Here is a 15,059-nt window from a genome sequence, read left to right on the forward strand (position 1 = left end):
GTGTTTGTTTTATTTTCTTGTCCATCCCTTTCAAAATGAGCGATGATAAAGTATCACTCACCTGAATAATGGCTCAATCACAAGGTCTTTGCCGAAAGCCAGCGTATAGCATATTTCCAGCTACTTCTTTAGCTCACAATATAACTGTATGAGTGCCTGAGCCTTTGCCAGAAACTTCTCTGTCAAATACAGCTCTCAAATGTATGCGTGTGCGCCTTGCCGAAATACCCACATGTGCTCCGCATGACAAAATTGGGAAGCCAGAATCAGAATAGGCGTTGCCTTGGATTTTCGGATGGTAACTGAAAGCTGGTGAGAGTCCTGCTTTCCGATATGTACTATGATGCTACATACTTAAATTGATTTACGCGCTGTTACTATTTTTGCAACACTAAATATACCTGACCTGCAAAGTAGATTATCAATTGATTTTCATCAACATCAACACAAAACTCCGCACTGATGTCATCCTGTGTTACACAGATAGTATCTGTGTAACTGAAATGATAAGAAGCATTACCATGATATAAACCTGCTTCAGGAATGTCATTGTACAGTATTAGAGTGTCACTGTCTTGAACTGTAATTACATTTTCTGAATTGCTGTTTTTCCATGTGCCGATAATATTTTTTTCGTTTTGAGAAAGTTTAATTTTCTTGGCGCATACTACAACCAGAACAATCAAAATAACAGCCAAAAATAATATCATAAATACTTTCAACTTGCCATGAGTAATATGTTTTTTGTTCATTTCATTTCTTTCCTTTCATTTTACGAGATGTGCCTAATTCCCGATTGTCTTGAACTACATGCTCCCAGTTTTCAATTCTTTCACAATTTCAACCTTTTCAATACTTCGCAAAGAAAACAGCATTGCCGTTACTACTACAAGTGCAACCATAATAACAGCGATTCCGTATGCTCCCCAATTGATATAAAACACAAATGGGGTCATTCCTTTCGAAATCATGGAATACATGACATAATGAATGATTAAGCTGATCGGTATTGCAAATATCAGCGACTTCATGCCATATAATACAGATTCCAAAAGTAACATTTTCTTTAAATCACCAGATGTCATGCCAACAGATCGCAATACTGCAAACTCACTTCTACGGACATCTATGGTATTTGAAATCGTATTGCATACATTTAGTCCAATAATCATTGTCATTAAGACCGTGAAGATGCAAACCATCATTTTGAGAAGCATATATGTCTGGCGGGAATTTTCCGTTGTACTTGCCACATCAACCACTTGAAAAAATCCCGTATCCGCTAAACACTCCGCAACTTCTTCGTGCTGTGCTGTGTTAATGGTAAGTTCAATAGCGGTATCATCATTCAGCAGCCACTGAAAAAAAGACATTGGAACAATCAAGACAGCTCTATCTTGAACAAATTGTGATTGAATACTCGCATTATTTCCATTCACAATATCTTGAACAATGACCGTTTTATTTGTATCGTCGCCGTATTCCAGTTCGATTTTACACCCATTTTCAAGCACAAACGGAGAACCAACTACAACACGATTTGGAGACGTACCATAATTCCCAGTTGCATGATTGAATAGTATTCCGTGATTTGGCTTGCCATCATATCCTGTATAATTCAAATCATTTTCTTTACAAATAGCGCGAAAATGTTCTTCATCAATACCCACAACATATAATTCTGCAAAGTTGCCATTTATAAAGTATCCCGCCATATCTGAATTGATATTTTCTTCCTCAAATGCAGCTGTCATGTATCGGGAAATACGATAGGATATGTCTGCTGAAATACCCTCATCAGAAATTGCTTTCGCAGCAGTTGCTAAATCTTTATACGGAACAGCAGCTTGAACATCTGTATAACTTGAACCATCTTCTTTCATATCCATAGATGTTTGAAAAAGCATAAAATCCGAAAAACTATACAAGGATAACCCAAGAACCACAGCTAAAAAAATAGAAAGCGTTATCGCACGAAAGCGTTTCGGATTCCGATGGATATTTTTTGAAGCCAACGATCCGTAGATTCCAAAAAATATTGACATTAGTTTTCCATGTGTTATCCATTTTTGCTTTACTTGATAAATGTTGGTTTGCTTCAATGTATCGATTACTGTAACTTTTGAAGCGATTTTTCCCGGAGTTTTACAAGCAAAAAACAAAGAACCAATACCTGAAATTGCTCCCAGGAGAAAAGGGAGCCAATAAATATATGTTTTTAGCTCAATCATTCCAAAAGTAAAAGTGTCTTTAAAGGAAATCCGTATCATTGCCAGAACAACAACCGTTAAACCCAAACCAAATAACAGGCCCAATGGAATACCAATTATGCCAAGTAGAAAGGCTTCTATGGTAACGCTGGCTTTCTTCTGTTTACTTGTTGCACCGATACTCGCAAGCATACCAAGCTGCTTAATACGTTCCTGCAGAGAAATCGAAAGGACATTGCTAATCATGGCAGAGCAAGCAGCCATTAGCAATAGAATAACTACAGCAACAGCCGCAATCATCTTTACAGCTCCCTTACCCGCAGTCACACCATGATAAATGAGCAAATCAGAATGGAATGCTGACACAATACCACCAACTGCTTTTGCATTTTCTTCCGCTTCGGCGTATATAGACTTAGAAATATCCTTGCACTTTACAAATGCCGATAAATTAGTTTCATTATTGCTAATTCCGATATAAGCGTTAAAGTCACTGGCTACTTTAGACCCATTCATTTCAGATACAATACCAACAATGGTATATGTCCGCTCCGCAGTATCTGGATGAAAACTTTCCCTATCACCCAGATAATTTACTAATCCATATAACTCTGTGTCGATTTCGTCCCACACTCGCGTACCAAGTAAAAGTTGTATCGTATCCCCAACAGAGAATGTAAGCCCATTATCGTCAATAAAATCTTGCGTTAAGACAATTTCATTTTCATTGAACGGGTAACGGCCTTCCAGTAAATATTGTTCCAGATAAAAATTTTCGACAAATGCATCGTTGATTTCTGCAATGGCAAGCAAATTTTTATTAGATGGTTCTCCGTAAAAACTACTTCCAGCGAAACGTAGCAACGACACATTCTCTATATTCTTTCCTTGCATAAGAGTTTCCGCTTGCTGCTGCGAGGTGAGTTCAATACGATACGCATAATCTCCACCGTATACGGCTTCTTTCTCTTGCAAAAAGCGAAGCATGGACCAGCCGCCACACAAGACAGCAGTCATCATACCTACCGAAAGAATGATCGTGAAAATCGTAAGAAATGCACGCTTTTTGTTTTGTTGCAGTGTCCTTAATGTAAGGGTAAATATTGTTTCCATCAGCGAATCACCTCATCCCTGACAAGCTGACCATCCTGTATTTCCAAAATCCGATCTGCTTGTAAAGCGATTTCCCGGTCATGGGTAATCAGGACAATCGTTTGATGATAGGATTTATTAGAAGCTTTCAAAAGTTGCATGATTTCTTGTGTGTTTTGTGTATCCAGGTTTCCCGTAGGTTCATCAGCTAAGAGAATTGCAGGAGCGTTAATAAGCGCACGACCAATGGACACACGTTGTTGCTGCCCACCTGAAAGCTGACTTGGCAAATGCTTTCTACGCTTTGTTAAGCCAAGTACCTCTAACAATTCTGCTAAACGCTTCTTATTTATTTTTCGCCCATCCAGCCTAATAGGCAGGGTAATATTTTCCTCTACATTCAAGACCGGAATCAAGTTATAGAACTGGTAAATCAGTCCTACTTGGCGTCTGCGAAACACGGCAAGTTGATCTTCCGTTTGTTCATACACACTTTGACCATCTACAATTACTTCGCCTGATGTGGGACGATCAATACCGCCGAGAATATGGAGCAAAGTGGATTTACCAGAGCCAGATGCGCCAATTATTGCAACAAATTCTCCTTTTTGCACTGAAAATGAAATATCGGTCAAGGCATTCACTGTGGTTTCACCTGTGTGGTATGTTTTGCAAACATTTTCAACTCTTAATATTTCCATTGTTGTTTCCTCCTGCTGAAAGTAATTCCGTACAATGATGAAATCATAGCAAATTTAAATAACTCTATTATTACGCTTTCATTACAAAAATGTCACTTTGCAAAAAAGGGATTGCATTATGCAACCCCTCTGTCAAAGAAAATTGTAAATTTTGCCCCACATGGCATTATGTTTTCAGCGATAATCCTTCCGTTCTGCTGCGTGATAATTGCTTTTGCTAAGGCCAAGCCAATCCCTGCCCCGTTTTTGCCGGAGTTCTTACCTCGATAGAAACGCTCAAATAAGTGTGGAATATCTTCCTCCGCTATGCCTGTTCCGCTATCGATAACACACAATTTCACATACATGGCATTTTCTTCAGCGCTGATTTTTACTTGTCCTCCATCGGGAGTAGATTCAATACAATTTTTTACAACATTAGACAAAGCTTCTGCAAGCCACTTGATATCCCCGTATAGTTGAATTTCCTCTATATCTGAAATATCCATTTTAATATTTTTAATATCCAGCATGATATCAAATGGCGCTGTTGCCTGCTGGACTAATTTTTCCACAGGAAAGGACTTATTTTCGAATTTGATTGTCCCTGCATCAAGACGCGACAGCTTTAATAAAACGTCAATCAGCCATTCCATACGTGACAACAGTAATAACTGTTCATGCAATAGTGAAGATTGCTGTTCGAAATCAATACCTTCTTGTGAAAGCGCAGCATTCAATATTTCAAGAGAAGTCAGCGGTGTCTTTAATTGGTGGGAAATATCCGCCAAAGAATCCGCTAAATATTTTTTATCTTTTTGCAGCTGTCCCGATTGCACTAAAAGCCGTAATGTCATTTTTGAAATCTCATTTTCCAGAACAGCTAACTCTCCCTCACCATAATCGTCAAAACGAATACTTTCTTCACCATGTAATAGTCTATCAATATCCTGACTTAAAGAAGAAATCTTCATATAGCGGCGATATGTGAATATAAGGGAAATAGCGGTGATGGCGCAGCCAGTTAAAAATGTAACCCAATAGAACTTCATGCAAAAGAAATAGCTTAAAACACTCCCAATCACCGTCACACCAATACAGAGCATTATTTGCAATCGAACTTCCTTGTTTCGTAAAAAATCCATGTTATTCACCAGCCTTATACCCAAGCCCGCGAACAGTCAAAAGAATTTCCGGCTCTTGTGGATTTGTTTCAATTTTATCTCGCAATCTTTTCATATAGACAGTCAATGTGTTGTCACTAATAAAATCACCTGTAACATCCCAAATCATTTCAAGTAGTTTTTTCCTTGAAAATACAACACCCGGATTCTGCAAAAACACCAACAGCAAACGGTATTCTAATGCCGAAAGGAATAGCTCTGTATTTCCTTTTCGGACAACCGCCTTTTGAACATCAACTGTAATATCTTTACAAGACAGAAATTCACTTTTTCCATTTTTTCTGCGCAACACAGTGTTGATTCTTGCCAATAATTCTCTTGGGCGGAACGGCTTGCAAATATAATCATCTGCACCCAATTCCAGACCGCTAACAACACTAAATTCATCATCATCTGCGGTCAGAAAGATAATGGGAATGTCTTTTTGGCTCTTAATTGCTGAGCAAGTGCTAAAACCATTTCCATCATTCAACGAAATATCTAAAAGGATAATGTCGTATTGTTCCTGAGCTATTTTCTGTAAAGCAGTTTGTTGTCCATTTGCACTGTCAACCAGATAGCCTTCATTTTTCATAAATAAAGTAAGGGAGGACACTATATTGGGGTCATCTTCAACCAGCAGTATTTTTTTCATGCTTATCTCCCTTTCTTCTTTTTGTCCGACCATCAATCGGCTTTTCCGCAGTTTTCGGAATCAGCCAAATCGTCGCCATTTTTACAGCACCGGGGATGCGACCCGCAGTGCAGTAATAGTTTATCCATCGTGGGGTCACGCCCCATTTTTCGGCGGCCTCTTTTAGTGTCATATAATCCATTCTGCACCTCCACAGAGTACATTATAGTTCTCTTTCTCGAACAATGCAACAAATAGAATATGAATTATAAACTTCAACTAACCTTCATATAGCAACATTCCGCGGGCAAAGTATGAATTATACAATGTAACCGGGTGATGTTATATGGCGAAAGTTGAAGATTGTCCCGGTTTTGAAACCTTCGGTGCGGATGTCAAAGCCGCACGAGAGGCAAAGCGTCTGGCACGAAAAACATTGGCAGAAATGGTTGGGATTGAATGGCGGTATCTTGCCAACATTGAGAATCAAGGTGCGATTCCGAGCCTGCCTGTGATGATCCAGTTGATTAAGGTCTGCGGACTTCCCGTAGAGCGATATTTTAACCCGGAGATCATGCGGGAAGAAAGCGCACAGCGGCAGCGGGTCAGCCATAAGCTGAAGCTTTGCCCTGAAGAATACCTGCCGATTATCGAAGGTGCCATAGACGGGGCGCTCAAAATGGAACAGACTGCGAAGCAGAAGGAGGACGCATAATCGCGGCCTCCTTCTGGCGTTTCTATATCAAGTTTCCCGGCACTTTTCCAAAAGTTCCCGGCACCTCTGCTGGATTTCTCCGGTTTCTGTCACAGTCAGATCGCGGTCATTTCCGGTAATCTTATCTTCCAGAAAGTTGGCGTATGTATCCAGCAAGGCGTTTCGCAAATCCTCCGGAGTTTTCTGTATTTCGGCGCTGTACCAGTCATTCCGGTGAGGTTCCCATGCCATCAATGTATAACCGTGGCTGGTCTGCACCACCTCATACAGAGGATCATCATCCAGATATGCCTGAAACACTTCCAGAACCTTTTCAAAGGTCAGCATTTCCCACACCTCCCATTCAACTGCAAATCAGTTCCCTGATTAAAATTTCCTCAATCTGTGCCGTTAATGTGTTCATCAGTCCTACCCAGCGCATAGGATCACAGGCTTTCAGTTCCTCAGTGACACCCGCAGCCTCCATCATGTGAGGCAACATGGTGTCCACGCGCTCCTGCGCTGTCCAATCAATCTCTAACAGGTGCGGATACAGTTTCTCGCTCATCAGCAGTTGGTTGTAGAGAATAGGACGGTGTTCCTTCAGGTAGGACTTTCGCATCCTGCCGTACTTGCCGATAGAAGTTTCCGGCTGTTCAGAAAGTTTTAGGTTGGGTATATCATAATCTCCACAACGAATGTAAGTCAACTTACTCATATTCATGCTCCTTTGCTCCGTGATGATTAGACTGCTGCGCTGGCTGCTATGCTGCCTTTGCGCGGTTCTTCTTTTGGTAGCTGCCCGATAGTAGAAAAAACACCTTTTTTCATATCCTCAGCCCGGATCAGGGCTTTCTTAGCGTCCATTTCCGCTTTTTTCTTCGCCTTGATTTTGTCCTCATACCGTTTCTGTGCGCCGCTGGCTTTCCGCTTCAAATAGTTCTGATGGAGCCTGTCCTTGCGTTCTTCTCTTTTCCGCAATTCTTCCTGTTCCTCTGGGGTTAAAGGAACCGGCTGTAAGGATGGTGGAATATAGCGTCCTAAAAAATTAAAGTAGATTTCAATTTCCTGCGTGGTATCCTGACTGCCTTTTCGGGAGCGTTCATGGACAAGGATTTTCTCTACAAACTCGTTGAGCATGGTATTTGTCAGCGTGTCAAAATTCTCGTACTTATCAATCAGGGCTATAAATTTCTCTGCTGATTTCTGGCTCTGCTCATAGCCGGTAACAGCCTTTTCCAACTCCGCAATTTCAATCTCAAGTGCGTCCTGCTCTTTGGCATACTGTGCATCAAGCGCCTTATATCGTGTATCCGGCAGCTTGCCGAGGGCGTTATCCTCATAGATTTTGCAAATCAGTTTTTCCAGTTCTCCGGCTCTCTTTTGGGCAGTAGCCAGATGCCTGCGCTTTTTCGATATATCGGCACTCTGTTGAGCAACCTGCGTCTCCTGAACAGTGTGAATAAATTCCGTCCGGTCATTTCTCGAATATTCAGCGATAGCCCGGAGTGTGTCGGAAACCAATGTCAGAACAGCACTCTCATTGATACGGTGTTGTGTAAGGCATAGTGTCCCACACGGAACTTTGGTATAATTGGAACAGGTATATTGAGAAATCCGCTTGCCATTGTTGGTGCGGTGGACATACATCTTGCCGCCACAATCGGCACAATAGAGTAAGCCTGTGAGGGGAGCTGCTTCGCCCCAGCCGTTTGGATAACGCCGTACATTGCTGCGGATTTTCTGCACCAGATCAAAGGTCTGCTGGTCGATAATGGCTTCATGGGTATTCTCAAAGATCGTCCACTCGTCCTCAGAAACATAGTGGCTTTTCTTGTCCTTAAAGTGCTTGCGGGTCTTGAAATTGATGGTGTGCCCCAAATACTCTCGTTTTTTCAAAATGTTCACGATGGTAGATGATCCCCATCCATAGGGGTCTTTGACCGGCTTTGAACGGTTCACACCCTCGTTGAAGCGGGCAAGGTGTACGACGGGAATTTCAATCCGATCTGCGGATAATTTGCAGGCAATCTGATAAGGCCCATATCCCTCCAGCGTGAGGGAGAAGATACGGCGTACCACTTCGGCGGCTTCCTCATCTACCAGCCAATGCTCCCGTTTTTCGTCCCATAAGTAGCCGTAAATCACAGTGCCGGTCAGGTGCTTGCCGCTCATACCTTTTGCCTTAAACACAGAACGGATTTTCCTGCTGGTATCACGGGCGTAAAATTCATTCATGATGTTGCGGAATGGGGTAAAATCGTCATCGCCTTTCAGACTGTCCACACCGTCGTTGATGGCGATCAGACGAACACCGCGTTGCCGCAAAACCTCCATGACCTGACCGACCTTCAGATAGTCGCGCCCCAACCGGCTCATGTCCTTGATGACGATTGCCTCTACACGCCCTGCCTCCACTTCCTCCATCATCGCCAAAAATCCGGGGCGGTCAAAACGGGTGCCTGAGATACCATCATCTGTAAAGTGCGTAGGGTTTGGCAGCCCATTCCGGCGGGCAAAATCCTCTAACATCTGTTTTTGGTTGGATATGGAATTGCTCTCGCCCTGTAACTCGTCGTCCCGGCTCAGGCGCTCGTACAGTGGGGTAATTTTTTCATTTCTCATGGCTGTACCTCCTGAAACAAAAATGCTCTAAGTGATTGCTTCACTAACCATGACAAAATCATGATTAAGAAGTCACTTAGAGCATATATCACCCGCCGCCAATTTGTATTTTTTATATTGCTTCACCGCGAAATGGTCGGGGCTGCGTTCTTCTAAATCGGCAAAGAGCAGATCAACGGGGCTTTGGTATTCCTCGTCGTCCTCGCGTGCTTCGCTTGCATTGATAAGTTCAAGCAGCGTTGTAAAGCTCATTTCCTCGGCGGGGGCTTCATACCAAATGTAGCCGATCAACGCGCAATATAATAATCTCTCGGCTTATAGTGATAGGTAATCCTTTGAAGTTATCGCCGGATTTTCCCCCACTCCACACCGGACGTGCGACTTTCACCGCATCCGGCGTTCCATCGGTTGTTTTCACAAGCATTTAATCAATCACCAAATGAAATGTTAGTTTTCTATTGCGGACAAACCAGCCTGCTGGCGCAGACTGTTCACTTTTAACATCAGTTCCTTTGTTGCCTTGAGCGTGTCGGCTATCTCTTTTAGCTCATTCTTAGGACACTCTTGCAGGAGTGGAAGAAATCTATTATGGAACAAAATCATATTTCGATAGCGTTCCTTGCCGCCCAATTCTGCCGGTGTTTTCAGCCAGCATACTATGTCAGCCGCATTTTCAAAGAGTTCCCCACTTAGCGCACATTTTCCACGTTGAGCCGAGAATAGTGAAATCCTGCTGTCAGTAAGTTCTGTGCTTCGCCCCATAGACGGTTGATTCCTCAAACCTGATAGAACAGATGAGTTCATACTTAGGTTCGTGTGTATCAATGCCCGTCCCTCTACCGTGTAACTGCAAACCGCCGCTTTCTTTGCCATCGGTATCTTGTTCTTGATGTATGCGATAGGGTAGATAGGTTGGTCGATTCCAGATACATACCGTATCATTGCCGACTTTCCAAACCGTTCTTTTTCGCTCTCGGTCATTGCGCCGCCCTCTCGAACAAGTCTGCACCCGGTTTCTGTATTGAGCCGATTTGTTAAAACTGTCATGACCTGTCTGTGGATTTTCCTGCAATCAATGCTGATGCAGGTGGCAAGTTGAAAATAATTCTGTATTCCCAGAACCATTGAATTGTACAGCCGTATTTCGTCCAAAGGTCTTTTTCCCTCTGGAGGTCGGGCAATTCGTTTCGCCTGTTCCACCAGTTTTTGCCTTTCCAGTTCCAACTTTTTGTCACAGATATGAGATTGCACGATGTACTTCCTGCTTTTCGGTCTGACTCGTATCTTAAACCCAAGAAACTCTGAATAGCGTTTTCTAACATTGACTATCCTTGTTTTCTCTGGCGATACCTCCAACCTCAGCCTCTCGGTTATCCATGCCGTTACAGCCTCTTTCGTTCTCAAAGCGTCCTCTTTATTCCGGCAGAAAATTCTGAAATCATCTGCATATCTCACGATATACATTTCTTTCAACCCTGTTTTCCTCATTTTGAGGAATGCCTTGCTCCGGTCAAAAGTAATCGAGTTTCTGATTTTCCTCTCATACCCGTATTCCTTTACAAGAGGGTGGTTCTGCCATTGGCTCTCAACCCATTTGTCCAGTTCATTCAGCACGATATTGGCAAGCAACGGTGAAATGATACCGCCTTGCGGAGTGCCTTTGTCTGGAATGAGTGTAGTGCCGTCTGGCATTCTAATCGGTGCTTTCAGAATCCGCTTGATAATAAAAATCAACTGTTTGTCGTGTATTCCCATTGCCCATATTTGCCGCATTAGCTTGCTGTGATTTACGTTGTCGAAAAATCCTTTTATATCAAACTCAATCACATAATGCAGGTTCATGCGTTGAAGCATGGTGTAAGTTTTCTGCACGGCGTGTTCCACGGAACGGTTCGGGCGAAAGCCGTAACTGTTGTCGCTGAATTTCGCTTCGCAGATTGGCTCTATGACCTGTTTGATACATTGCTGTACCAGCCTGTCCCAGATACAGGGAATACCTAACGGTCTGGTTTTTCCGTTTGGTTTCGGAATGTCTTTGCGTCTTACCGGCTTTGGGCGGTATCCGTGCTGACTTCCTGTGACAATAAACCTCACTTTCTCTGCAACTGTTTCGGGCGGTAAACACCCGATGTCACTGATGTTTTTGTTGTCTGTTCCTGCTGTGTAGCTTCCTCCGTTTGCTTTGATGTTCCGATATGCCAGAAGAATGTTGTCCCGGCTCAGAATTAAATCCATAAGGTCGGTAAAATTTTCTCCCTCCAAACTTCGATGATAGAGTTCATCAAAAACTGGCTGCATACCGTAATACTCGGCATGACGTAAGTCATCTACACATAGAGTTTTGTTTTTCTTTGGCATAAGGCATCACCTCCTTTTTGCGAAAGTGACCCTTTTGGTCTTACTCGAATCCTTATGTTGGATTGAATAATGCCTGCTTATCTCAACCGACTTGTGGCCATTCCTCCGTAGCTCACATAACGCAAGCACATCATAGGTTCGACCACTACTTTTCAGCAGCAGTTCGTCTGCTTATTGTTTTTCGTCAGACTATTCCTTGCGGAATCTGCTGCCTTTCCTCGTTCCGATAGTTCTATCTGTTCATACATACCCATAGGTTCCTGCTATAGACCTGTCGGCTTGCCTGTGCCTGTAACACAGCATGGTCGTTCGTAGGATCAATTTCTACTAAACCACACCGACTGCGCATTAACGCACCCACACATTTCTGCGTGGTCTTCTTTTAGACCTGTACATTCGCAGGTTCGTCAGTCCGCCCGCCAAAGCGAACATTCTAACCATAGGTATCTTATAGACTCTCGGCTTATAGGTAACACAGTCTGCCTCCAGACCGCTTTCGACCACTTTAGGCAGTGGTTACGGTTACTCTCAGCCTTTGTCATGGGGCTTCGTACACCAGCCATTACAGCTAATGCACGCCCATCAAGGGTAGGCGTTTCAGGGCGTTACCCCGTCATTCCACCTATCAAACTACCAGTTCTCCGAACAACGGAAAACCGTTGCTCGTGCGCAGACTTTTTACCGTCTGCGAACGAGTCGCACTCACCCAAAAATCTTCCGCGCTTTTTTCTCCCTCGCCTTTGGTATTGACAATAAGGGTATTGACAACCTTTAACACGTCCTTTTCGCTGCGGATATAGACAAAGGGGTTATAGTGCATACTTTTCCGAAAGTTTATCGTGTTCAGTACCTTAATGCGGTAGCCTGCCCGTTGCAGCAGCTTTCCGCACTCGATTAGGACGGTGCCTTTTGGGTCGGTCAAGACGTAGGAAGAATGAAGCTGCATTAAATTAGGCTTTACGAAAAACCTTGTCTTGCCGCTGCCGCTGCCGCCGATCACCACGACGTTTTTATTTCTCGCATATTTCGGCTGCTTCGGGCGGCTGTTCATGGTAAGGCGTTCGGTCTGCGTCAAAATGATGTTGTTCTGAAAATCCGGGTCGATGTAGGGCTTTATATCTTCGGCGTTGCCCCAACGTGCGCTGCCGTATTCTGCGCCCTTGCGGTATTTCTTTGCGTTTTTCCCTTTGACATAGACAATCAGACGAATAACCACCGCGCCGACAATGCCGATAAGCAAATCCAACGGGTGAACGCTCGGCAAGGCATTTGAAAACGCTTCGGAAAATCCCTGTGTGATATTGAGTATCTTTTCGGAAATATCCGCGCCGGGGGCAAGCCGCGTCGCCTGTCCTACTTTATCAAAGAGATAGACAAAGAACACATAGGGGATATTCGGGATTATCAGCTTTTTGTAGTTTATCTGCTTCATATCTCGCGCCCCCTGTCTATTTTCTTTACCTTGTCGCGGGCGGCGTTAAGCTGCTTCGCCTTGTCCTTTGCTGCGGCAAGGGCTTTGCGGATAGAGGGCTTTTTATCCCTGTTCAGCTTCTTTGCGGAAAACTCTTGAAACGCTGCGATCATAACGTCCGCGTCCCTGCCTTTGAAAAACACAAGGTAACGGGTCTGTTCGCCCTTAACCTTTTTCAGCGAAAAATCTATGTTGTACTTCTTCGCGGTACTCTCAAAGGCTTTGATATTGCTGTCGGTGATCTCGATGTTGGAAACACCCGCATTTTGCTTCATAAGCTGCCGCATGGTCTGTTTCCCATGCGGGGCTTTGCTTTTCTGCTCCAAAAACTTCTTGATTGCTTTTTGCAACGCCTGTTCGGTAAGCCTTGCCGCGCCTTTTCCCACATTGACGGATAGGGCAATCGTTTTTTGGGTTACTTCCTCCTGCAAGGTATCAACTCCTTTCCCGGTAAACTGCGGCTATGCTCATTTGCTGCCGTAAAAGTCGTGATTGACAAGGGCGGTATAATAGCTGTCAATGGTACTCGGCGCGTTGAACAGTACCGCTTTCAAATACTGCTTGATATTGCGCACTTTGGTTGTGTTCTCCCTCATGCAATCCAAAACAAACTCAATATGGCTGCTGTTCAGCTTCAAAAACTTTGATTTCACTAATTCGGCGGGGTAGTCGTCCCCGGCAATACGGATTGTCTTTCGCGCTGTGCAGACGGTTTCCAGCATAAGGTCAACTATCTCATTTAGGCGGTCTGCGTCAATTTTGCAGTTTTGAATGAGATGGTCGTATTCGATATTGTCCTTGATAATCTCCCTGTAAATCTCTACTGCGCTATTGCTTTTCGCTTCCGTTCTTTTCCTTTCCGGCGGCGTAGCCGCTTCGCCCTGCTCAAAGGGCAAGGGGTTTAGGGAATGGAATGGAAAGGAATGGGTACTTGATAAATCCGTAATTGATTGTTCTTTACTTGATATATCTTTATTTAATTGCGTTGGATTTTCCAACGTAGGTTTTTCCTGCGTAGGTTTTTCCAACGTTGGATTATCCAATGTTGGATTTTCCAATGTAGGTAAATCCAATATAGGCGGCTGTCCGCCGCTGGTAGCTGCTTCCGGCTCTCGCGGCTGCGGCTGCTCGTATATGACGTAATCCGCGCCCCGCAAGCGTCCCTTTTCGTCGCGCTCCCGGCTGCGCACGATATATCCGGCTTTTTCGAGTTCCTTTACCGCTTCGCGGATTGCGTCGATCTTCTCCCGGTTGATATGGGATAAGCCCGCAAGGGTATAATCCCAATCCTCCGGCAAAGACAGCATTTGCGACAACAAGCCCTTTGCCTTTAAGGACAATTCTTTGTTGCGCAAGTGGTGGTTGCTCATAACGGTATATCCCGTATTTCGCTCCACTCTGAAAACTGCCATATTTCCTCACTTCCTCTCTTGGTCTGCGTGGACAATTAGAAAGCCGTTTTCGGCGGTTTTGGTATTGCAATATGCCCTTTGCCGTTTTCGCGTCTGCAAAGCCGCATGGCACAAGGGCTTTTGCCCGTCTATTTGTCCATGCTGGCGGGCGTTTTCCGCGTCCTCTTGCCGGGGCAATAGGGACACTCTTTGAAAACGCAAAACTCATATTTCCACCCGGGGCGGTAGAAACGGCAAGTGCCGCAATCTTCATCATCTCCGGCACAACCGGATTGATAGCGGTCAAATCCCGGCTTCTGCTGCATGAGCAGTTCAAACGCCCGCTGCTTGCCCTTTGTGAAATACATTCCGGCTGCGCCTCCTTTCCTGCGGGCATAAAAAAACGCCACAACTTCTTTGAAGCTGCGGCGGCATATCCTACCCACTTAAAAACGCCATATCAAGGCTTGTCCAACCTTGCTACGGCGTTTTAGGTGTAATCATAGGGGCTGTTTAATTGTCTTTAAGATAGTGGAAAGCCGCATGGTTACGGCAATTTCCGTGTTGTGCATATATTGACGGAGCAGTTGGACCAGCTGCGGGGGCCGGGCAGAAACTTCGGCTATTTTCACGGTGATATCCTCTCTTTTGTTTTATGCTCTAAGGCAACACCGCACAATTCCCGCCTTGCGGCTTAAGCACCGCTCCGGCAGCTGCGGCACGGCATCTGCGTTGCCAAAA

Annotated in this window: 14 protein-coding genes and 2 pseudogenes; 2 read left to right on the plus strand and 14 right to left on the minus strand. The window is 44.2% G+C overall.

Annotated elements, in window-relative coordinates:
- Positions 1-377: 377 nt before the first annotated feature.
- The 6 genes from C4885_RS02890 to C4885_RS02915 all read right to left on the minus strand — a co-directional run bounded on the left by C4885_RS02890 (position 378) and on the right by C4885_RS02915 (position 5,981).
- Complete coding sequence (locus tag C4885_RS02890) at positions 378-752, minus strand: hypothetical protein (RefSeq protein ID WP_055214731.1); 375 nt, start codon at positions 750-752, stop codon at positions 378-380.
- Positions 753-806: 54 nt separating this feature from the next.
- A complete protein-coding gene (locus C4885_RS02895) occupies positions 807-3,323 on the minus strand; it encodes an ABC transporter permease (protein ID WP_055214729.1) in 2,517 nt (838 codons plus the stop codon).
- On the minus strand, positions 3,323-4,003 hold the full coding sequence (locus C4885_RS02900; protein ID WP_055214727.1) for an ABC transporter ATP-binding protein: 681 nt from the start codon (positions 4,001-4,003) through the stop codon (positions 3,323-3,325). Before C4885_RS02900 ends, C4885_RS02895 begins: the two co-directional genes overlap by 1 nt.
- Positions 4,004-4,119: 116 nt before the next feature.
- A complete protein-coding gene (locus C4885_RS02905) occupies positions 4,120-5,127 on the minus strand; it encodes a sensor histidine kinase KdpD (protein ID WP_055214725.1) in 1,008 nt (335 codons plus the stop codon).
- Between the two features lies 1 nt (position 5,128).
- On the minus strand, positions 5,129-5,800 hold the full coding sequence (locus tag C4885_RS02910; RefSeq protein ID WP_055214723.1) for a response regulator transcription factor: 672 nt from the start codon (positions 5,798-5,800) through the stop codon (positions 5,129-5,131).
- A complete protein-coding gene (locus tag C4885_RS02915) occupies positions 5,778-5,981 on the minus strand; it encodes a helix-turn-helix domain-containing protein (protein WP_055214721.1) in 204 nt (67 codons plus the stop codon). Before C4885_RS02915 ends, C4885_RS02910 begins: the two co-directional genes overlap by 23 nt.
- A gap of 144 nt (positions 5,982-6,125) precedes the next feature.
- Between C4885_RS02915 and C4885_RS02920 the strand changes: the two genes are divergently transcribed.
- Positions 6,126-6,494: a helix-turn-helix transcriptional regulator gene (locus tag C4885_RS02920; RefSeq protein WP_055214719.1), complete on the plus strand. Its 369-nt coding sequence runs from the start codon at positions 6,126-6,128 to the stop codon at positions 6,492-6,494.
- A 27-nt stretch (positions 6,495-6,521) separates the two neighbouring features.
- Here C4885_RS02920 and C4885_RS02925 read toward each other — a convergent pair whose 3' ends face one another.
- From C4885_RS02925 to C4885_RS02965, 8 genes and pseudogenes are all read right to left on the minus strand, one after another.
- Positions 6,522-6,821 carry a hypothetical protein gene (locus tag C4885_RS02925; RefSeq protein ID WP_112121890.1) on the minus strand — a complete coding sequence of 100 codons (300 nt, stop codon included), beginning with the start codon at positions 6,819-6,821 and terminating at the stop codon, positions 6,522-6,524.
- Between the two features lie 16 nt (positions 6,822-6,837).
- Positions 6,838-7,191 carry a TnpV protein gene (locus tag C4885_RS02930; RefSeq protein ID WP_035394338.1) on the minus strand — a complete coding sequence of 118 codons (354 nt, stop codon included), beginning with the start codon at positions 7,189-7,191 and terminating at the stop codon, positions 6,838-6,840.
- Positions 7,192-7,217: 26 nt separating this feature from the next.
- Positions 7,218-9,098, minus strand: a complete 1,881-nt coding sequence (locus tag C4885_RS02935; RefSeq protein ID WP_005933672.1) for a recombinase family protein — start codon at positions 9,096-9,098, stop codon at positions 7,218-7,220.
- Between the two features lie 90 nt (positions 9,099-9,188).
- A pseudogene (locus C4885_RS02940) lies at positions 9,189-9,413 on the minus strand (type IV secretory system conjugative DNA transfer family protein); the annotation flags it as partial.
- Between the two features lie 132 nt (positions 9,414-9,545).
- Positions 9,546-11,456: a group II intron reverse transcriptase/maturase gene (ltrA, locus tag C4885_RS02945; protein WP_113998925.1), complete on the minus strand. Its 1,911-nt coding sequence runs from the start codon at positions 11,454-11,456 to the stop codon at positions 9,546-9,548.
- Between the two features lie 691 nt (positions 11,457-12,147).
- Positions 12,148-12,888 (minus strand): annotated as a pseudogene (locus C4885_RS02955) (type IV secretory system conjugative DNA transfer family protein); the annotation flags it as partial.
- The gene (locus C4885_RS02960; RefSeq protein ID WP_008979748.1) at positions 12,885-13,358 is read right to left on the minus strand and encodes a PcfB family protein; all 474 of its coding nucleotides are present in this window, start codon (positions 13,356-13,358) and stop codon (positions 12,885-12,887) included. The gene C4885_RS02960 and the pseudogene C4885_RS02955, both read right to left, overlap by 4 nt.
- Positions 13,359-13,394: 36 nt before the next feature.
- Entirely contained in the window at positions 13,395-14,339 is a 945-nt protein-coding gene (locus C4885_RS02965) for a DUF6017 domain-containing protein (RefSeq protein ID WP_008979747.1), read from the minus strand.
- A 71-nt stretch (positions 14,340-14,410) separates the two neighbouring features.
- Here C4885_RS02965 and C4885_RS16620 point away from each other — a divergent pair, with 71 nt between their 5' ends.
- Positions 14,411-14,812 carry a hypothetical protein gene (locus C4885_RS16620; RefSeq protein WP_040013774.1) on the plus strand — a complete coding sequence of 134 codons (402 nt, stop codon included), beginning with the start codon at positions 14,411-14,413 and terminating at the stop codon, positions 14,810-14,812.
- Positions 14,813-15,059: the final 247 nt, after the last annotated feature.

This window comes from Subdoligranulum sp. APC924/74, assembly GCF_003324125.1.
Taxonomy (GTDB): Bacteria; Bacillota; Clostridia; order Oscillospirales; family Ruminococcaceae; genus Gemmiger; species Gemmiger qucibialis.